19 protein-coding genes are annotated in these 18585 nt (G+C 70.1%); 11 read left to right on the top strand and 8 right to left on the bottom strand.

Translation table 11 applies throughout. The annotated features are described in order from the left end of the window. The first annotated feature begins 110 nt into the window (after positions 1-110). Positions 111-800: a DUF6319 family protein gene (locus ORI60_RS38750; RefSeq protein WP_266043004.1), complete on the top strand. Its 690-nt coding sequence runs from the start codon at positions 111-113 to the stop codon at positions 798-800. Positions 801-1079: 279 nt separating this feature from the next. Here ORI60_RS38750 and ORI60_RS38745 read toward each other — a convergent pair whose 3' ends face one another. The 3 genes from ORI60_RS38745 to ORI60_RS38735 all read right to left on the bottom strand — a co-directional run bounded on the left by ORI60_RS38745 (position 1080) and on the right by ORI60_RS38735 (position 4890). Then, positions 1080-2519: a tetratricopeptide repeat protein gene (locus tag ORI60_RS38745; protein WP_266043003.1), complete on the bottom strand. Its 1440-nt coding sequence runs from the start codon at positions 2517-2519 to the stop codon at positions 1080-1082. Further along, positions 2450-3226: an NB-ARC domain-containing protein gene (locus ORI60_RS38740; protein WP_266043002.1), complete on the bottom strand. Its 777-nt coding sequence runs from the start codon at positions 3224-3226 to the stop codon at positions 2450-2452. The genes ORI60_RS38745 and ORI60_RS38740 overlap by 70 nt, the downstream gene beginning before the upstream one ends. Positions 3227-3387: 161 nt before the next feature. Continuing rightward, positions 3388-4890: an alpha/beta hydrolase gene (locus tag ORI60_RS38735; protein WP_266043001.1), complete on the bottom strand. Its 1503-nt coding sequence runs from the start codon at positions 4888-4890 to the stop codon at positions 3388-3390. A 112-nt stretch (positions 4891-5002) separates the two neighbouring features. On the opposite strand from ORI60_RS38735, the gene ORI60_RS38730 reads away from it, so the two are divergent. Continuing rightward, complete coding sequence (locus ORI60_RS38730; RefSeq protein ID WP_266043000.1) at positions 5003-5872, top strand: EamA family transporter; 870 nt, start codon at positions 5003-5005, stop codon at positions 5870-5872. Here the strand turns inward: ORI60_RS38730 and ORI60_RS38725 are convergent. Further along, complete coding sequence (locus ORI60_RS38725; RefSeq protein ID WP_266042999.1) at positions 5869-6930, bottom strand: ATP-dependent DNA ligase; 1062 nt, start codon at positions 6928-6930, stop codon at positions 5869-5871. The two genes, ORI60_RS38730 and ORI60_RS38725, sit on opposite strands and share 4 nt — an antisense overlap. Before the next feature lie 17 nt (positions 6931-6947). After that, a complete protein-coding gene (locus ORI60_RS38720) occupies positions 6948-7601 on the bottom strand; it encodes a dihydrofolate reductase family protein (RefSeq protein ID WP_266042998.1) in 654 nt (217 codons plus the stop codon). Between the two features lie 66 nt (positions 7602-7667). On the opposite strand from ORI60_RS38720, the gene zapE reads away from it, so the two are divergent. The 4 genes from zapE (at position 7668) to ORI60_RS38700 (ending at position 10992) form a co-directional block, all read left to right on the top strand. Beyond that, the gene (zapE, locus tag ORI60_RS38715; protein ID WP_266042997.1) at positions 7668-8660 is read left to right on the top strand and encodes a cell division protein ZapE; all 993 of its coding nucleotides are present in this window, start codon (positions 7668-7670) and stop codon (positions 8658-8660) included. Between the two features lie 73 nt (positions 8661-8733). After that, on the top strand, positions 8734-8979 hold the full coding sequence (locus ORI60_RS38710; protein ID WP_266042996.1) for a DUF3040 domain-containing protein: 246 nt from the start codon (positions 8734-8736) through the stop codon (positions 8977-8979). Between the two features lie 48 nt (positions 8980-9027). Beyond that, positions 9028-10623, top strand: a complete 1596-nt coding sequence (locus ORI60_RS38705; RefSeq protein ID WP_266042995.1) for an ABC-F family ATP-binding cassette domain-containing protein — start codon at positions 9028-9030, stop codon at positions 10621-10623. Between the two features lie 9 nt (positions 10624-10632). Next, complete coding sequence (locus ORI60_RS38700) at positions 10633-10992, top strand: hypothetical protein (RefSeq protein WP_266042994.1); 360 nt, start codon at positions 10633-10635, stop codon at positions 10990-10992. 28 nt (positions 10993-11020) lie between these two features. On the opposite strand, the gene ORI60_RS38695 is transcribed toward ORI60_RS38700, so the two are convergent. The 3 genes from ORI60_RS38695 to rocD all read right to left on the bottom strand — a co-directional run bounded on the left by ORI60_RS38695 (position 11021) and on the right by rocD (position 14179). Beyond that, positions 11021-11425 carry a GNAT family N-acetyltransferase gene (locus tag ORI60_RS38695; protein WP_266042993.1) on the bottom strand — a complete coding sequence of 135 codons (405 nt, stop codon included), beginning with the start codon at positions 11423-11425 and terminating at the stop codon, positions 11021-11023. Between the two features lie 44 nt (positions 11426-11469). Further along, positions 11470-12855 (bottom strand): DUF2252 domain-containing protein, encoded by a 1386-nt coding sequence (locus ORI60_RS38690; protein WP_266042992.1) that lies wholly within the window; start codon positions 12853-12855, stop codon positions 11470-11472. 79 nt (positions 12856-12934) lie between these two features. Then, positions 12935-14179: an ornithine--oxo-acid transaminase gene (gene rocD, locus ORI60_RS38685; RefSeq protein ID WP_323055991.1), complete on the bottom strand. Its 1245-nt coding sequence runs from the start codon at positions 14177-14179 to the stop codon at positions 12935-12937. A gap of 140 nt (positions 14180-14319) precedes the next feature. Between rocD and ORI60_RS38680 the strand changes: the two genes are divergently transcribed. From ORI60_RS38680 to ORI60_RS38660, 5 genes are all read left to right on the top strand, one after another. Next, positions 14320-15150: a PPK2 family polyphosphate kinase gene (locus ORI60_RS38680; protein ID WP_266042991.1), complete on the top strand. Its 831-nt coding sequence runs from the start codon at positions 14320-14322 to the stop codon at positions 15148-15150. A 126-nt stretch (positions 15151-15276) separates the two neighbouring features. Next, complete coding sequence (locus ORI60_RS38675; protein ID WP_266042990.1) at positions 15277-16356, top strand: lactonase family protein; 1080 nt, start codon at positions 15277-15279, stop codon at positions 16354-16356. A gap of 40 nt (positions 16357-16396) precedes the next feature. Continuing rightward, positions 16397-17137, top strand: a complete 741-nt coding sequence (locus ORI60_RS38670; RefSeq protein ID WP_266042989.1) for an SGNH/GDSL hydrolase family protein — start codon at positions 16397-16399, stop codon at positions 17135-17137. Between the two features lie 233 nt (positions 17138-17370). Next, the gene (locus ORI60_RS38665) at positions 17371-18150 is read left to right on the top strand and encodes a HipA family kinase (protein WP_266042988.1); all 780 of its coding nucleotides are present in this window, start codon (positions 17371-17373) and stop codon (positions 18148-18150) included. After that, complete coding sequence (locus tag ORI60_RS38660) at positions 18134-18520, top strand: DUF3037 domain-containing protein (protein ID WP_266042987.1); 387 nt, start codon at positions 18134-18136, stop codon at positions 18518-18520. Before ORI60_RS38665 ends, ORI60_RS38660 begins: the two co-directional genes overlap by 17 nt. Positions 18521-18585: the final 65 nt, after the last annotated feature.

Raw genomic sequence — 18585 nt, 5'->3', positions numbered from 1 at the left:
TCTCACGCCTCGTCCGGCCTGATGATGATCTTGTTGCCGACCCTGTGCTCAGAATTGTCGGGGGTGTAGGGCATGCTGGGGCACAGGTGTTCGAACGGGGAGGCAGCGCGATGGCGAAGAAGAGCGGGCTGTCGGCGGAGGACGTCGTCGACCTGCGCTCGCAGTTGGACGGCGGCAGTCAGCCGATGGTGTGGTTCACAGCGGCCGCGGTCGGCATGGAGGAGGGCAGGTCGGCGAAGCTGCTGGCCGTCACCGACCCTCCCGAGGGCGACTTCATCCAGGTCCGGCCCACCGGCTCGAAGGACGAGATGTCCTTCTCCCCGGCCGAGCTGACGCTGGAGAAGCCGCCGCCCCGCAAGAAGCCGGCGACCCCGCCCCCGGCGCAGCCGGAGCCGCCGCGGGAGACTGAGGTCATCCACCCCTACGTCCCGGAGGCGCCGGTGAAACCCGCGGCCCCCAAGCCGAAGCCCGCACCCGCTCCCGCCGAGCAGGCGCCCGCGAAGCCCGCCGCCCGCAAGCAGTCCGCGAAGACCACCTTCCCCGAGGTCACGATCACGCTGGTGACGACGGGCGAGGGCGAGTGGGCCGTGGAGGTGCTGCAGGGCACCCGCAGGACTGTTCGCCCGACACCGGTGCCGCCCGCGCAGGTCGCCCAGGCCGCGAAGCTGCTCACCCCCGAGGTCTCCGAGATCGTCGAGGGCGTTCTGAACGCGGCGCGTGCGCAGCAGCTCGCCCGCGTGGAGCAGCTGCGCGCCGAACTGGAGGCAGCCCAGAAGGCCCTGGAGGAGCTGGGCGCGTAGCGCGATCACGTGCTGCGACGCCCCGGTGGTTGTCCGCACGCGTTCGGGTGAGAGGGGTTCCCAGGGCTGGTGCCGGGGCGGACCGTGAGGTGCGCGGATGTCCCGCGCAGGTCCGGCTTGGAGGACGGGGAGGCCCTGATGGGTACGTGTGGGTGCTGTTCCGGGTGCACGGGGCCCGGCTGCGGCTGCTGTTCCAGCTGCTGACACGAAGATTCGCGCGGGGAGCTGTTCGCGTCGTGGTCGCGCGAGCGGCTCCCCTCTACGTTTTCGGCGCAGCCTTCACGCCTCTTCCGCGCCCGGACTCGAGTCGGTGTGGCCGAGCGCCTGAAGCTGCCGGCTCACGTCCGCGGCTTGGGGTGCGCCGAGATCGTCGAGGATGGCGAGAGCGTCCGTCCACGCCTCGCGCGTCCTGCCGGTCCTGCCGGTGCGAAGCATGATCTTCCCGAGGCAGTGGAGGATCTCCGCTTCTCCGCGCCGATCACCGATCTCCCTGCGCACGACCAGCGACTGCTCGTACGCCTGCGTGGCGTCGTCCAACCGGCCGAGTTGCTCGTAGGTGGCTCCGATGCTGTGGAGGGCGAAGCCCTGTCCGTGCAGATCGCCGATCTCCCGCCTGAGCGCGAGCGACCTGGTCAGGTGGTCGAGGGACTCCTCGAAACGCCCGAGATCGCGATAGGTCGAGCCCAGCCTGTTCAGCGTGACGGCTATGCCGCGCTTGTCGCCGCGTTCGAGCCGGATCGCGAGCGCTTCCCGATGGCAGTCCAGCGCGGCGTCGCAGCGTCCCTGCTTGCGATAGGTGGAACCGAGCATGTCCAGACTGCCGGGAGTGCTGGCGATGTCCCCGATGCGCCGGCGAACGGCCAGGGACTCCGAGAAGAGCGCGGCTGCCTGCTCGTAGTGCTGGAGGTCGTAGTGCGCCACGCCGAGCGATCGGACGATCCAGGAACGGTTGACGTCGTCGCCCGTCAGCCGGGCTGATGCCATCCCGATCTCGTAGGTGGCGATCCAGTCGGTCCAGGGTTTGCGCAGGTCGTAGTAGCTCCACAGAGCTCGGGGGAACTGCGCTGCCAGCGCGTGTTCGCCGAGCTGGGCCGCGTGGCGGACCGCCGCCGACAGGTTGGCGGCCTCGGTCTCGCACCACGTCAGTGCCTCGTCCCGGGAGTGGAAGGGCGGAGCGGTGACCGGCGGTTCCGGCAGCTCGGCGATCGGGGCCGTGAACAGCGGCAGGAGAAGACGGTCAGCGGTGCGCGCTGAGTGGAGGTAGAAGACGAGCATCCGGCGAGCCGCCTCCAGGCGCACCTCGATCGGGTCTTCCGTCTCGGCGAGTTCGGTCGCGTAGAGGCGCAACACGTCGTGGAATCGGTATCTGCCGGGAGCGCTCGCCTGGATCAGATGCGAGCCCGCGAGTGTCTGCAGGAGCCGCTTCGCCTGTGGCAGGTCCACATCGGCGAGCGCGGCCGCCACTGGCACGCCGAAGTCGGGTCCGGGGTGCAGTCCGAGCAACCGGAAAAGCCGGGAGACGGGCTGCGCCAGACTGCGGTACGACCAGGAGAAGACCGCGCGGACGGCGGTGCTCTCGTCCTGGCCGTCGTCGCTCGCCAGCCGGTCGAGGCGGCCTCGCTCGTCTCTCAGTTCGTCGGCGAGCTCGCTCAGGGGAGACCGGGTTCGGCCGCGGCCCGCTCGCCCGCCACTCGCAGCGCCAGGGGCAGCCGGCCGCACTGGTCGACCAGCGTCGCGGCCGCGTGCGGGTCGGCTTCGACGCGTCGGGCACCCGCGAGATCCCGAAGCAGGTCGAGGGAGTCGTTGTGGGACAACAGGTCCAAGGTCAGTCGCTGTGCGCCGTTGCGAGCGACGAGACCGGCGAGGCCGCTGCGGCTGGTGATGAGGGCGAAGCAGGTGCCGGAGCCGGGGAGGAGAGGGCGCACCTGGTCCGGGGAACTCGCGTTGTCGAGCACCACGAGCATCCGGCGGCCGTCCAGCAGCGACCGGTAGAGAGCAGCCTGGTCGTGAAGTCCCGGCGGAACGGCGTCACCGGACACGCCCAGAGCGTGGAGAAAGCCTTCCAGTGCCCGAGACGGCAGGACCGGTGCGTCCGACGAGTATCCGAGCAGGTCGACGTACAGCTGGCCGTCGGGGAAGCGGTCGCGGACGCGGTGTGCCCAGCGCACGGCCAAAGCGGTCTTGCCGACACCCGCGGTGCCGGCGATCGCGCAGACGACCACGGCCGCAGGCGCCGCGGGCTCGTCGTGCAGCAACGCGTCGAGCTGCCGCAGTTCTTCTTCCCGTCCGCTGAACTGCCGGATGTCGGCTGGAAGCTGATGCGGTGCCACCAGGCGGATGGACGGCTGGGGCTCGTGCAGGTACAGATCACCGTGCACGTCGTGGATCTGCATGACGTTGCTCGCGCGACCACGGAACTGGTTCACCGGCGCATCGCCCATGCCGCAGCTCCGATCCTGACCGCCGCCCGCCCGCGGGGTCGCGTTCCTGCCGAGGTTACGGAGTTCCCGGCACCACGCCGAAGGCTCTCACCGCTGATCAGCCATGTGGCGGATCAGCGGTGGCGCGGACGTCCGGGGAGCCTCGGTCAGGGCGGGCAGACGGTGCCGTTCGACGGCACCTTCGCGTCGATCAGGTAGTCGCGCACCGCCGTGGTCGCGCAGCCGGACAGGGTCAGCGCGCCGTGCCCGCTGCCCTGCCACCCGATCAACGACGACCCAGGCAGCCGCTGCGCCGTGTGCTCGGTGCCGGGCGCGGGGGTGGAGAGGTCGTTGGCCGTGCTCAGGACCACGATCGGCGGCGCGCTCTTGAGGGCGTCGACCTTCTCGGCCTTGGGCGGCGGGAACGGGTTGCAGTGCAGCAGCATGCGGGCGAACACGGCGCCGAACATCGCGTGCTTCGACTGCCAGTCGGCGGTGAGGGCCTTCACCCGATCCGGTGGGATGCGGGTGGCGGTGTCGTTGCAGCCGATGATCAGGCCGGCGTCGAAGCGCGGCGGGTTCTCGTCCAGGTCGTTGACCAGCGGTTCCAGCAGGGCGAACAGGCCCGTGCTGTCACCGGCGCGGGCCTTCACCACGGCGTCGGCCAGTGCGGGCCAGCGGGCCCGGTCGGCCAGGCCCGCCAGGATCGCGTTGAGGGCCGAGCCCGGGGTCAGGTCCACGTACTCGCCGCGCACGCGGCCGGTCCGCAGCTGGGTCAGGAGCGCCATGACGTCCTCGCGCGGGTTCGCGAGCGCGCAGCCCCTGGTCTTGCAGTCGCGGGCGAACGCGTCGAACGTCGCCTCCGCCGCGACGGCGCGGGACTCCAGGACGCCCACCTGGTCGAGCGCCGGATCCGGGGCGCCGTCGAGGACCGTCCGGCCGATGCGGTTCGGGTAGCGCTGGGCGTAGGTCGTGATGACGCGCGAGCCCTCGCCCAGGCCGATGGCGTTGAGGCGGTCGGTGCCCAGGTAGTCGCGGAGGCGTTCGAGGTCGGCGGCCGCGCGCCACGAGTCGAACGCGGTCAGCCGCCCTTCGAGGTCGAGCACGCACTCCTGCGACGCCTCGCCCGCGGCGACCACGAGGGTCGACTGCTCGGCCTCGGCCGGGTCGTACTCGACGAGCTGTGCGCGCGTGGCCTGCGGTACGCACGCCATGCCGTCCGAACGGCCCGTGCCCCGCCGATCCACACCGATGATCGTGAACGTGCTGAGGAGCTCCTTCGGCAACGCCGCCGCGAGCCGCGCGGCCTTCAGCGTGCCGGGCTCACCGCCGGGGTCGTTGACCACGACCAGCGCGCTCTTGCCCGTGCCGACGCGCGTCAGCGCGATGCCGATCGTGCCGCGGCCGGGGCGTCCCGGCGGGTCGAGCACGGTGGTCATGCGCGCGCATTCGTACTTCAGGTCGCCCTGCGGGGCGTCGGCGCCGAAGCGGTCCTTCATCTGCTCGTCGCACGGCGACCACGGCAGCGAGTCCGTCCTGTACTCGCCCAGCGGGGGCACTGGCTGGGGCCCGGCGAGCGTGCTCTGGTCGACGGGCTGGTCGCCTTCGCCCTTGACCGCGATCACCGGCCTGGTCGAGGGCCCCGCGCTGCACGCCGTCAGCACGCTCACTGCCAGTAGGGCCAAGGCAGCGCGACGCACAGATTTCCTCACTCTCGTTCACACTCCGGGAAGCTGAGCCTCGCACGCCACAGGTGAGAATCCAGTGAGTCAGGATGGGTGCATGGCTCACGCTGATCGGCTTCCCGTCGCTCGTCTCATGGGCGGCATCCCGCCGACGGCGCTCGTGCTCCTCGGCATCGTCAGCGTGCAGGTCGGCGCCGCGTTCGCGAAGCAGTTGTTCACGGTCGCGGGTGCGGCGGGCACGGTGACGTTGCGCCTGGTCATGGCCGCCTTGGTGCTGGTCGTGATCTGGCGTCCGTCCATCCGGCTCGACCGCCGCACGCTCGTCACCGTCGCCACCTACGGCGCGGTGCTCGCGGCGATGAACCTCTGCTTCTACGCGGCGCTCGACCGCATCCCGCTCGGCGCGGCCGTCACGATCGAGTTCCTCGGGCCGCTCGCGGTGGCCGTCGCGGGCTCACGGCGCTGGCTCGACGGCGTGTGGGTGTTGCTCGCGGGCATAGGCGTGGTGCTGCTCACGGGCGTGCAGGGCGGTCTGTTGTGGACAGGTGTGCTGTTCGCGCTGGCCGCGGGCGCGTGCTGGGCCGCGTACATCCTGGTGACGGCCAAGCTCGGCAGCCAGACGACCGACGGCAGGGGCCTCGCGCTCGCGATGGTGGTCGGGGCGGTGATCGCGCTGCCGTTCGGCGTCGGCTCGGCCGGCACGGCGATGCTGGACCCGGTGGTGCTCGCGGCGGGGTTCGCGGTCGCGCTGATGTCGTCGGTGATCCCGTACTCGCTGGAGCTGGAGGCGTTGCGCCGCATGCCGCCGCGCGTGTTCGGGATCCTGATGTCGATGGAACCGGCGGTCGCCGCGGTCGCGGGTCTGCTGTTGCTCGGCGAACACCTCAAACCGGCGCAGTGGGCCGCCGTCTGCTGCGTCGTGATCGCGTCGATCGGTGCGACCCGCTCGGCCAGGCCGGACGTCTAACGGGCCCGGAGCTCGCCCTTCAGCACCGACGCCACGTCGTAGCGGGCCGGGACCTCCAGCTGGTCGTAGCGGCACGACAACGGCTCGCGATCCGGCCGCCACCGCGCGAACTGGCCGTTGTGCCGCAACCGCACCGGCTGCTCGCCCTCGGTCTGCGTGTAGTGGATCTCCAGCACCCTCTCGGGACGCAGCGCCACGTACTCGGCCTGCTTGCCGCGCCACCGGTTGATCTCACCGGGAATCCGCTGACCCGGCGCGGGATTCGCCCACGGGTGGTCTCCCGTGGTGATCAACGGCGCCAGCTCGGCCGCGAGCTCCCTGCGTTCGGCGGCCTTGAACGAGCCGCAGACGCCGATGTGGTGCAGCACGTCGTCCGAGTCGTAGACGCCGAGCAGCAGCGAGCCGACCGCCGTGCCGGGCTCGGTGTCCTTGTGCCAGCGCAACCCGGCGAGCACGACGTCGGCGGTGCGGGCGTGCTTCACCTTGATCATCGAACGCTTGCCCGGCGTGTACGGCCCGTCCGACGGCTTGCCCATCACACCGTCCAGCCCCGCGCCCTCGAACAGCGTGAACCACTGCCGCGCCGTCTCGACGGACGTCGTCGCGGGCGTCACGTTCAGCCCGGGCAGCTTCAGCAGCGCCTCGCGCCGCGCGATCGTCGGCGACTCCAGCAGCACCTCGGACCCCAGCGCGAGCAGGTCGAAGGCGACGAACGTGGCCGGGGTCGACTCCGCCAGCATCGTCACCCGCGAGGCCGCCGGGTGGATGCGCTCGGACAGCGCGTCGAAGTCCAGCTCGTCGTTCTTCGCGACCACCAGCTCGCCGTCGACGACCACGCGGTCCGGCAGCACGTCCAGCATCGAGGCGACGACCTCGGGGAAGTAGCGGTTGAGCGGCTTGCCGCTGCGCGACTGCAGCAGCACCTCGTCGCCGGAGCGGAACACCACGCAGCGGAACCCGTCCCACTTCGGTTCGAAGAACAGGTTCGCGTCGTCCGGGATCCCGTCCACCGCGGCGGCGAGCATCGGCTGCAGAGGTGGCGTCAGCGGTAGGTCCACGCGCACATCCTGCCTCTTCAGCTGGAATTCCGCCGCTGGTACCGCAGCAACAGCACGTCGTCCGCGCGCAGCACCGACGCCAGTGCGAGATCCACGGGCGGGATCACCGGACCGTGCGCGATCCGCGCCGAGTCACCCACCGCGAGCAGGGGCGACACCGTCAGGTTCAGCGCGTCCACCAGGCCGGCGGCCACCATCGACCCGAACAGCCGCGGCCCGCCCTCGAGGTCGATCCGGTGCAGTCCCCGTGCCGCGAGCTCCTCGACCGCCACGCCCAGGTCCACCTCGGTCTCCCCGGCGATGATCACGTCGGCGGGCAGCGCGGGCATCCGGGCGGCCTCGGTCGTGATCACGATCGGCGGCACGGCGGTGTCGGTGAACAGCGGCAGGTCCGGCGTCAGCGACCCGCGTGCCGTCACCACGGCGATCGGCAACGGCCTGGCGCGCCTCGCGCCCCGGTAGCCCTCGGCCAGCACGGTCGCCGAGCCCACCAGCACGACGTCGGCGAGTTCTCGCCCGAGCAGGTAGATCCGCCGGTCCGCGGGCGAGCCGAGCCCGGCGGACCGGCCGTCGACCGACACCGCGCCGTCCACGCTGGACACGAAGTTCGCGGTGACCCAGGTCCGGTCGGGGGGATAGCCGTACAGCGACTCGAGGGCTGTGTCGGTCATCTCAACGCCTGGTGAGGGCCACAACATCTCCACCGGGCCATCCCATCACGCCGATAAGCTGCGGGCATGCGCTTGTCCGACCGGGATCCCCAGATCGGTGCCGACGAACTGATCGAGGGCCTGGTACCGCCACCGAGGTTCGACTCGGTCAGCTTCGACACCTACATCCCGAACCCAGAAGAGCCCTCGCAGGCCGCCGCGGTCGAGGCGGGCCGCCTGTTCGCCGCGCAGGTCAGCACGCGTCGCAGGAAGTGGTCGCTGTTCGGGTCCAGGGACTCCGACGAGGGCAAGCTCGGCCTCTACCTCGACGGCGGCTTCGGCGTCGGCAAGACCCACCTGCTCGCCTCGCTCTGGCACGCCGTGCCCGGCCCGAAGGCGTACGGCACGTTCGTCGAGCTGACGAACATGGTCGGCGTCCTGACTTTCCCCGAGGCCGTGAAGAGGCTGTCCGGCCACAAGCTGCTCGCCATCGACGAGTTCGAGCTCGACGACCCCGGCGACACGATGCTGGTCACGCGCCTGATCAAGGAGCTGATCGCGGCCGGCGTGCACGTCGCGGCCACCTCGAACACGCTGCCGGACAAGCTCGGTGAGGGCCGGTTCGCCGCCGCCGACTTCCTGCGCGAGATCCAGTCGATGTCCTCGAAGTTCGACGTCGTGCGCGTTGACGGCCCCGACTACCGCCACCGCGGTCTGCCCGAGGCCCCGGCGCCGATGTCGGACACCGACCTGGTCGTCAAGGCCTCGAACACCGAGGGCTCGACCCTCGACGACTTCGACGACCTCTGCAAGGCGCTCGCCCGCATCCACCCGTCGAAGTACGGCCGGCTGCTCGACGGCGTCACCGCCGTGCACCTCAAGGACGTCAAGCCCGCGCCCGACCAGAGCGTCGGGCTGAGGCTCGTGGCGTTCGGCGACCGGCTCTACGACCGCGACATCCCGGTGGCGGTGTCGGGGCAGCCGCTCTCGGAGCTGTTCACCGAGGAGATGCTGCGCGGCGGTTACCGCAAGAAGTACCTGCGTGCCGTCAGCCGATTGGTCGCGCTTTCTCGGGTTTGACTCCGGCGGCGTTCGAGTATCCACTGGGTGGCGGGCGGGAATGATGACGTCCCGACGTCCTCCGGAGGCACTGATGCTGAGTGAAGCCGAACGCCGCTCGCTCGAGGAGATCGAACAGCGGCTGCTCGCGGACGAGCCGAGACTCGCCCGCACGATGAACCGCCAGGTGCGCCCCTGGCTGTTCTACTCCCTCCTTGTCGTCTTCGGCGGTCTCACGGTGCTGCTGACGGTGATCGGCGCGCTCGGCCCCGCCTTCCAGTGCCTGCTGGTCACGTCCGGCGTGCTGGTGCTGCGCAGGTACCCGCTCCGCCTGCGCTGATCGGAAACTCGCTGGCGTTCCCGTTCGGCGACCCCGACCATCACGGGCGTGGGTTATCTGGAGGCGAACGGCCTCGCGTACGTCCTGCCCGACGGCAGGGAGCTGTTCCGCGACGTCTCGTTCAAGGTGAGCGGCGGGACCGTGGTCGCGCTCGTCGGCGCGAACGGTGCCGGCAAGACGACGCTGCAACGGATCCTGTCGGGGGAGCTCGCCCCGAAGCAGGGCAGCGTGCACGTACAGGGCGGGCTGGTGGTGATGCCGCAGTTCATCGGCTCTGTGCGCGACGACTCGCTGGTGCGCGACCTGCTGCTGTCGGTCGCCCCCGAAGCGTTGCGAGTGGCGGCGAAGGAGCTCGACGACGCCGAGCTCGCGTTGATGGACACCGACGACGAAGCCGCCCAGATGCGGTACGCGAACGCCCTCTCCGGCTACGGCGAGGCGGGCGGGTACGACATCGAGGTCCTCTGGGACACCGTCACCGTCGCCGCCCTCGGCCTGCCCTACGACCGGGCCCGGTTCCGCGAGGTCCGCACGCTCTCCGGCGGTGAGCAGAAGCGGCTGGTCCTGGAGACCCTGCTGCGCGGCCACGAGCAGGTCCTGCTGCTCGACGAGCCCGACAACTACCTCGACGTCCCCGGCAAGCGCTGGCTGGAGGACCGTCTTCGCGCCACCGACAAGGCCGTTCTCGTCGTCAGCCACGACCGTGAGCTGCTGTCCACCGCCGCGACGCACGTCGTCACGGTCGAGGCGCGTTCCGCGTGGACGCACGCGGGCTCGTTCGGGACGTGGCACGGCGCCCGGGCGAAACGCATCGACAGGCTGCTGGAAGACCACCGGCGCTGGAACGAGGAGCACGAACGGCTCAAGGACCTCGTCCGCACGCTCCAGCAGCTGGCCAAGTCCTCCGAGGTGATGGCTCAGAAGTACCGGGTCATGGCCGCGCGCCTCGAACGGTACGAGCAGGCGGGCCCGCCGCCGGAGATCCCTCAGGACGAGAAGGTCACCCCGCGCCTGAAAGGCGGCCGCACCGGCGTTCGCGCGATCACGTGCGAGGACCTGGAGCTGACCGGGCTGATGAAGCCGTTCTCCCAGGAGATCTTCTTCGGCGACCGGGTCGCGGTGCTGGGCGCGAACGGCTCCGGCAAGAGCCACTTCCTGCGGCTGCTCGGCGGCGACGACGTGAAGACCACCGGCAGGTGGAAGCTCGGCGCACGGGTCGTGGCGGGCCTGTTCGCGCAGACGCACGAGCACCCGGAATGGCTCGGCCGCACGCTCGTGGACATCCTCTGGCACGGCGAGGGCCAGCGCGGCGGCAAGGACCGGGGCGCGGCGATGTCGGTGCTGCAGCGCTACGGCCTGCACCAGGCGGGCGACCAGCGGTTCGAGAACCTCTCCGGTGGGCAGCAGGCGCGGTTCCAGATCCTGCTGCTGGAACTGTCCGGGGCGACGCTGCTGCTGCTCGACGAGCCGACGGACAACCTCGACCTCGCCTCGGCGGAGGCCTTGCAGAACGCGCTGAACGACTTCGAGGGCACGGTCGTCGCGGTCACGCACGACCGGTGGTTCGCGAAGTCTTTCGACCGGTTCCTGCACTTCCGGGCGGACGGCCTGGTGTCCGAAGTGGACGAACCGGTCTGGACGTAGCGGACCTATGTGCAACTCCGCTTGTCGATCGTCAGCCTGCTCGCGGTGGTGGTGAGCCTCCTCGGCTTCGCCGCTCCGGCCTCGGCGGTCAATCGGATCCTCGATCAGGGGGTGTGCGACGCGCGCACCGACTTCACCGCGTTCTTCCGCCACCACGACGTGAAGGACAAGTACTGCTACAACAACTCGGGCCCGGACATGCTGTTGCTCGAGCTGGACGGCATCACGTGGTTCAACGCCGGTGCGAACAGCGGCTGGTTCACCTTCTGGGACGCCGCCGACGGCCAGACCAAGGTGCACACCTTCAACAAGGGTGATCAGACCGGCTGCACGCAGTGCAGGATCGAGTACCTGTACCTCACCAAGTGACAGGCGGGGAGGGGCGAAGTCGACGCGGTCACAGCTCCCAGCTGACGAAGGCGCCGTCGTCGACCGCCCCGCCCGCCTTCCGGTAGGTCGCCTGCGCCGCCGTGTCCCCGGCGGCGGTACCGGTCCACATCGCGTAGCAACCCCGTTCCACCGCAAGGACCTTCAACGCCTCGACCAGCGCGGTGCCGATGCCGCGGCGCAGGAACGCGTCGTCCACGCCCAGCTCGTAGAGGAACATCTCGGTGCCCTTGTCCGGGTGCGTGGTCTCCACCCCGGAGACGAACCCGGCGGGCTGGTCGCCGATGTAGGCGATCAGCAGGTGGCTGTGATCCTGCGCCAGGAACCGGGCGGTCGCGTCCGGCCGCGGCGGCGCGTCGAACAGGTGCGCGGCGGCGAACACGTCGTCGGCGGAGGCGGCGCGGCGGATCTTCATACCGCCAGGCTAGGTCAACTCCGGAGTGAGGGCCTGAAGGCGCGTCAGCGGACCTCGGCGGTCGCGGGCAGCTTCCCGTTCTTGACCAGCCTGGCCAGCTCGGCGTGGTCCGCCTCGGTCTGGTCGGCGTAGTCGAACGCGTACTTGGCGAAGGCCTCGTCCAGGTCGTCGCCGTCGCCGTTCTGGAAGTACCCGGCCAGCAGCCGCGGGTCGAGGGACCGGGTATGCGCGCGGGCCAGCAGCGCGCCTGCGAAGCGGCCGTAGTCGTCGAGGTCGTCGCGCTTCAGCGTGGTCGCGTCGATCTCGCCCTTGCGGTTGCGGAACTGCCGCACGATGAAGTGCCGGCCCTCGATCGTCGTCCAGCCCAGCAGGATGTCGGTCTCCGCCTGCACGAGCCGCGCGCCGTGCACGATCCGCTTGCCCTCGTGCTTGGCGGGCTCGGCGGGCAGGAACGGTTGCAGCGCGGACGGCCTGGCCTCCTTGGCCTGCAGCACCAGGGCCTCGGAGCCGTTGCCGTGCAACAGGATCAGGTAGTTGCGCAGGCCGACGCTGCCGGTGCCGACGACGCGGAACGCCACGTCCGACACGCCGTAGCGCATGATCAGGTTCGTCCGCGACTCGCGCAGGGTGTCCACGTAGGACGGCAGCGCGGCGATCACGGCCGCCTTCGTCGGGGGAGTGGCCTCGGTGAACGTGGGCGGGTTCGTGACGAAGCGCCACTTCTCGCCGTCGTGCGTGGTCCACTTGGCCGCGAACCTCGCGCTGGTGTTCCTGCGCGACTTCTCGGCGGCCTTGGAGAAGTCGTTGAGCAGGTCGTCGGCCTTCACCTTCGACAGCGTGGACTCGTCGCCCAGAGCGGTCCACGAGTCCATGAACGGGATCTCGGCGAGGTGCCGGATCGTGCCCCGGTACGCCCTCACGGCGTCCTCGGCGGCGTCGCGGCAGCCCTTGTCCGACACGCCGCCCACGCGCCCGGCCAGCACCAGCGAGGCGACGAGCCGCTTGAGGTCCCACTCCCAGGGACCGGGCAGCGTCTCGTCGAAGTCGTTGATGTCCATGACGATCTGGCCCTCGGGCGTGCCGTAGAGGCCGAAGTTCGCTGCGTGTGCATCACCGCACAGCTGAGCGTGAAGGCCCGTCGAGCAACCGGCGGCGAGATCGCCCGCCTGCAGCCCGGCCGCGCCGCGGAAGAACGCGAACGGGTTCTGGAGCATCCGGCCGACCCGCAACGGGACGAGGTGCTCCAGCCGGCCCTCGTTGCTGGCGCGCATGAACTCCAGCACGGACGGTCGCGAGCGCGCCAGCGACATCGCTCGGTGCGCCTTGAAGTCCACTGAGGACCGCAGTGCGCGCCCCTCGGCGTAGACCTCTTCCGGCTCAACCCATCTGCCCAGCGCGGCAGCGGCCTCAGCACGCACCCGTTCACCCATAAGAGTCATGATGCATGCGGCGGACGGCCCAGGTGGCCCGTCCGCCGCATTTGTGACCTGGCTATGAGTAGAAATCACCCTAAACGGGACGAACAACCTCGGCGATCGCTCGCACACCCAGGTCGATCTCGTCCCGCGTGATCACCAGCGGCGGCGCGACGCGCAACGTCGAGGCGTGCGTCTCCTTGCAGAGCACGCCGCGCGTCGCCAGAGCCTCCGACGCGGCGCGGCCGACCGGGCCGCCGGGCGCGATCTCGACGCCGGCCCACAGCCCGCGCCCGCGCACCTCGGCCACGCCGTGACCGACCAGCTTGTTCAGCTCGGCGTGCAGGTACGCGCCCATCTCCCGCGAGCGCTGCTGGAACTCGCCGGTCGCCAGCAGCCCCACGACCGCGCGGCCCACGGCGCACGCGAGCGGGTTGCCGCCGAACGTCGACCCGTGCTCGCCGGGCTTCAGCACGCCCAGCACCGCGCGCGACCCGACCACCGCGGACACCGGCAGGATGCCGCCGCCCAGCGCCTTGCCGAGCGTGTACAGGTCGGCGCGCACGCCCTCGTGGTCGAGAGCGAACAGCTCGCCGGTGCGGCCGAGGCCGGACTGGATCTCGTCGGCGATCATCAGCACGTTGTTCTCGTCGCACAGGCGGCGGATCCCGGCCAGGTACCCGGCGGGCGGCACGACGACGCCGGCCTCACCCTGGATGGGCTCCAGCAGCACGGCGGCCGTGCGCGGCGAGATGGCGGACTCGATCTCGTCGAGCGCGCCGTACTTGACGACCTTGAAGCCGGGGGTGAACGGGCCGAAGTCGTTGCGCGCGGTCTCGTCGGTCGAGAACGACACGATCGTCGTGGTGCGGCCGTGGAAGTTGGAGCCGGCGACGATGATCTCCGCCGTGCCCTCCGGCACGCCCTTGACCTGGTACGCCCACTTGCGCGCGACCTTGATCGCGGACTCGACGGCCTCGGCGCCGGAGTTCATCGCGAGCACCATCTCGGTGCCGGTCAGGGCGGCCAGCTCGCGGCAGAACGGGCCGAACTGGTCGTGGTGGAACGCGCGGCTGGTGAGCGTGACGCGGCCGAGCTGCTCGACGGCGGCGGCCACCAGGGCGGGGTGGCGGTGCCCGAAGTTCAGCGACGAGTAGCCGGACAGGAAGTCCAGGTAGCGGCGTCCCTCGACGTCGGTGACCCACGAACCCTCGCCGTGCGAGATGACCACCGGCAGCGGGTGGTAGTTGTGCGTGCTCCATTCCTCGTCGAGGGCGATGTAGTCAGCGCTAGCCAGGTTCATGGTTCCCGCGGTGTGGTGGGCAGCGATGGCGGTCATCCTCCAAGGCTAAGGGGGTCTACAAGCGATATCGACCGTGAAGCGTTGCGCACTGCATCAGTTTGTTGCGTAGATTCATCAATCAGTGGTTGTTGCTTGCACAGCGGGCGGAATCAGCGGTGAATCGCTACGGTCAGATGATGGCGAAGAAGTCGGTTCGTGACGCGCTGCGACTCGAAGAGGTGGATCTCTCCACCCTCGACCCCGCCGGCCGGCCCGTCGGTCCCGGGAACAAGAAGGAGGCGGCCGAGGACCTGGCCGCCACCGGGGCCGAGCTGGACGGGCTGCAGGAGGCGCTCTACGCGGAGAACTCCCGCGCGGTCCTGCTCGTCCTGCAAGGCATGGACACCTCGGGCAAGGGCGGCGTGGTCCGCCACGTCCTGGGCCTGGTGAACCCGCAGGGCGTGCGCATCGCGTCGTTCAAGAAGCCGACCGCCGCCGAACTGCGCCACCACTACCTCTGGCGCATCCGCAAGGTCCTGCCGGAGAAGGGCCGCCTCGGCGCGTTCGACCGCTCGCACTACGAGGACGTGCTCGTGCCGAAGGTCGAGCGCCTGATCACCGCCGCCGAGCTGCGCACCCGCTACAAGGAGATCAACACGTTCGAGCGCGAGCTCGCGGACTCCGGCATCACGCTGATCAAGTGCTTCCTGCACATCTCGCCGGAGGTCCAGAAGGAACGGCTGCTCGCGCGGCTGGACGACCCGAGGAAGAACTGGAAGTACAACCCGGCCGACATCGACGTCCGGTCGAAGTGGTCCAAGTACCAGGACGCGTACATCCAGGCGTTGAAGAACTGCCGGGACACGCCCTGGTACGCGATCCCGGCCGACCGCAAGTGGTACCGGAACTGGGCGGTCAGCAGGCTGCTGCTGGAGACCCTGCGCGAGATGGACCCGAAGTTCCCGCCGCCCGCCTTCGACCTCGAGGCCGAGAAGGCCCGGCTGATCGCGAACGACCCGTTGCGCTAGACGCAATCTTGATTGCACCTATTGCCTGACCGCAGTGGTCTGGGCCAGTGTGGGCTGCACCGCCGCCGCAAAGGTACATCCGGAGGTGCGGACGTGGGTGTGGACCGGCGACGTTTTCTCGGAGCCATGGGCATGGGAGCTGGACTGCTGATGACCGGAGGAACCGCTGAGGCGGCAGCCGCCACGCGGAGAGTGTTCTTCGGCGCCTACACGACGTGGAGCGGCGGCGCCAAAGGCATCGGCATCGGCACCTACGACAGCGTGACCGGGCAGCTGAAGTCGACCGGCGTGATCAGCGGCGTGGTCAACCCGTCGTTCGTCATCGAGTCGCGCGACGGCAGGTTCCTCTACGCCGTCAACGAGAACACCCAGGGCGAGGTCACCGCGATCAACGCGGCCACGCTGAAGGTGATCAACAAGCAGGCCACCGGTGGCGCCGACCCGTGCCACCTGACGCTCGACCCGTCCGGGAAGCACCTGATCACGGCCGACTACTCGTCCGGCTCGCTCAGCGTGTTCCCGGTCAACGCGGACGGCAGCCTCGGCGCGCGCACGCAGAAGGTGCAGCACAAGGGGTCCGGGCCGAACAAGGAACGCCAGGAAGGCCCGCACGCGCACCACATCGTGTTCGACACGGCCGGCAGGTACGCGGCGGCGGTCGACCTCGGCGCCGACTCGGTGTTCGTCTACTCGTTCACCGGCGGGAAGCTGACCCAGGTCTCGCAGGCCAAGGTCAAGCCGGGCGCCGGGCCGCGGCACATCGCGTTCCACCCGGACGGCAAGACCGCCTACGTGGCGAACGAGCTGGACTCGACGATCGTGACCTGCGCCTACGCGAACGGGACGCTCACGCCGGGCCAGGTGCTCAAGACCGTGCCGTCCGGAGGCCCGACGAACTACCCGGCCGAGGTGCTGGTCTCGGCGGACGGCAGGTACGTCTACCTGTCGAACCGCGGGCACGACAGCATCGCGCTCTTCGCGGTCACCGGTACGGGGCTGACGATGGCCGGCACCACCGCCGTCGGCGGCAAGTACCCGCGGCACATCACGTTCGACCCGACCGGGTCGTTGTTGTTCGCGGCCAACCAGAACTCGAACAACGTGACGTCGTTCGCGGTGGACAAGGCCACAGGCAGGCTGACCCCGTCCGGCACGCCGCTGCAGACCGCGATCCCGGTCTGCGTGCTGCCGACACGACTGGGTTAACGCACTTCAGGTCCACCGTCCACAGTGGTACTCCGGGTTCATGGGTCTTGTGGCTGGAGTACTCGCTGTCGCTTTGCTGGCGCCCGTGCCGGTCGCCCCGGAGTACGTCGCACTCGGCGACTCCTACGCGTCCGGCGCGGGCGCCGGTTCCTATGTGGACGGCTCGTGCCGCCGCAGCGCCCACGCCCACCCGGCGTTGCAGGGCGAGGAGTTCCCGTCGTTCAAGTTCGTCGCGTGCAGCGGAGCGACCACGAGGTCGCTCAGGTCCCAGGTCCGGGCGCTGACACCGAACACCACGTTCGTCACGATCACCATCGGCGGCAACGACCTCGGGTTCGCGGACGTGCTGACGACCTGCACCCTGAGCGGTGACAGGGCCTGCGCCGAGAAGGCCGGCACGGCGGTGGAATTCATCCACGCGCAGTTGCCCGGCCGGCTCGACACGACCTACGCCACGATCAAGGAGGCGGCACCGCACGCCAGGCTGGTCGTGGTCGGCTACCCGCGGCTGTTCACACCGGCCGACGACTGCCGGACGATGTCGAGTGCCAAGCGCGCGGTACTCAACGACGCCGCCGACCAGCTGTCCGACGAGATCGCGAAGGCGGCCGGACGCGCCGGCGCGCGGTACGTCGACGTGAGGGAAGCGTTTGCGGACCACGGTGTGTGCGCGGACGAGCCGTGGATCACCGCGCTGGTCGACCCGACCGCCGACTCCTACCACCCGAACAGGGCCGGGCAGGCCGCCTACTTCAGGGCGTTGACTTCCGGCCTCGGGTGAGTGCGCACTCGTCGTTCGTGGAGGCCCACCGAACGGCGTTCGCGGCGCTCAGCGCCCCGACCCGCGTCGAGGCCCCAGGGCACGGTGAAGGCCTGGGAGCCGCCGGTGCGCCTGCTCGCCTGGCACCTGGGTGGTGACCGGGATCACGACCCGCACCCGGCGCGCGACGGTGTGGGCGGGCTGGGGCGGAATCCTGCTCGGCTTCCAGGCGGTCTTCGTGTGATCATGCGCCAGTGGATGTGGCAGGGAGTTCTCTGAGAGAGGTCACGGCCACCCGGTACGTGACGCCGTTCCGCGAGGGCGGGTCGATGCCGGGGCTGGTCGAGGCCGACGACCTGGGTATGTACGTGGTGAAGTTCCGCGGCGCGGGGCAGGGCGTGAAGGTCCTCGTCGCCGAGGTCGTCGTCGGCGAGCTCGCCCGGCGGCTGGGCTTCCGCATACCCGAGATCGTCCTGGTGCACCTCGACGCGGAGCTGGCACGCGCGGAACCCGACCAGGAGGTCCAGGAGCTGCTGCGCGCGAGCGGCGGCCTCAACCTCGGGCTCGACTACCTGCCTGGCTCGTTCGACTTCAACCCGGTCGTGCGCGACCCCGGCGCCAACCTCGCGACGAGGCTGCTCTGGTTCGACGCGCTGGTGCTCAACGTCGACCGCAGCTGGCGCAACCCGAACATGCTGCTGTGGCACCGCGAACCGTGGCTGATCGACCACGGGGCCGCGCTGTACTTCCACTACTCGTGGAGCGAGGAACGACCGGCCACGAAGGACTACCGGTACGACTCGTCCGACCACGCGATGCTGCCGAACGCGGGCGCTCTGTCCGAAGTGGACGGCGAGATGGCCGGGAAGGTCACGCCGGAGCTGCTCGACGAGGTGCTCGCGCTCGTTCCCGACGAGTGGCTCGAAGGCGATCCGGCCGAACTGCGCCGGCGCTACAAGGACTTCTTCACCTACCGCCTGACCAACCGCGGCTGGGTCGACTCGCTGGAGGCCGCGCGTGCCGCACGTGTTTGAGTACGCGCTGCTGCGGGCGGTACCGCGGCAGGAGCGTGGCGAGTTCATGAACGTCGGCGTCATCGTCTACTGCGCGCCGCTGGGCTTCCTGTGTGCGAAGACCTATGTGGACGGTGAGCGGCTGCGGGTGCTGGACCCGCACCTCGACGTCGAGGTGCTGGAGAGCAGCCTCGCGCACCTGACGAACTCGTGCGACGGCAGCGCCGCCGCCGGTCCGGTCAGCCGCACGACGGTGGGGCAGCGCTTCCGCTGGCTGACCGCGCCGCGCAGCACGATCGTGCAGACCTCACCGGCTCACACGGGCTGGACCGACGACCCGTCGGCCGAGGTCACCCGGCTCTTCGAGGCGTTGGTGCTGCCGCCCCGGTAGGTTCCTCGCAACCTGAGACGGCGAACGACGTCCTCAGTTGCAAAGCGAAACTAATGCGATCGGGG

The organism is Lentzea sp. NEAU-D7, assembly GCF_026242055.1.
In the GTDB taxonomy this organism is placed as follows: domain Bacteria; phylum Actinomycetota; class Actinomycetes; order Mycobacteriales; family Pseudonocardiaceae; genus Lentzea.
The sequence above is the reverse complement of the archived record's forward strand: the minus strand, read 5'-3'. Positions and strand labels throughout refer to the sequence as shown.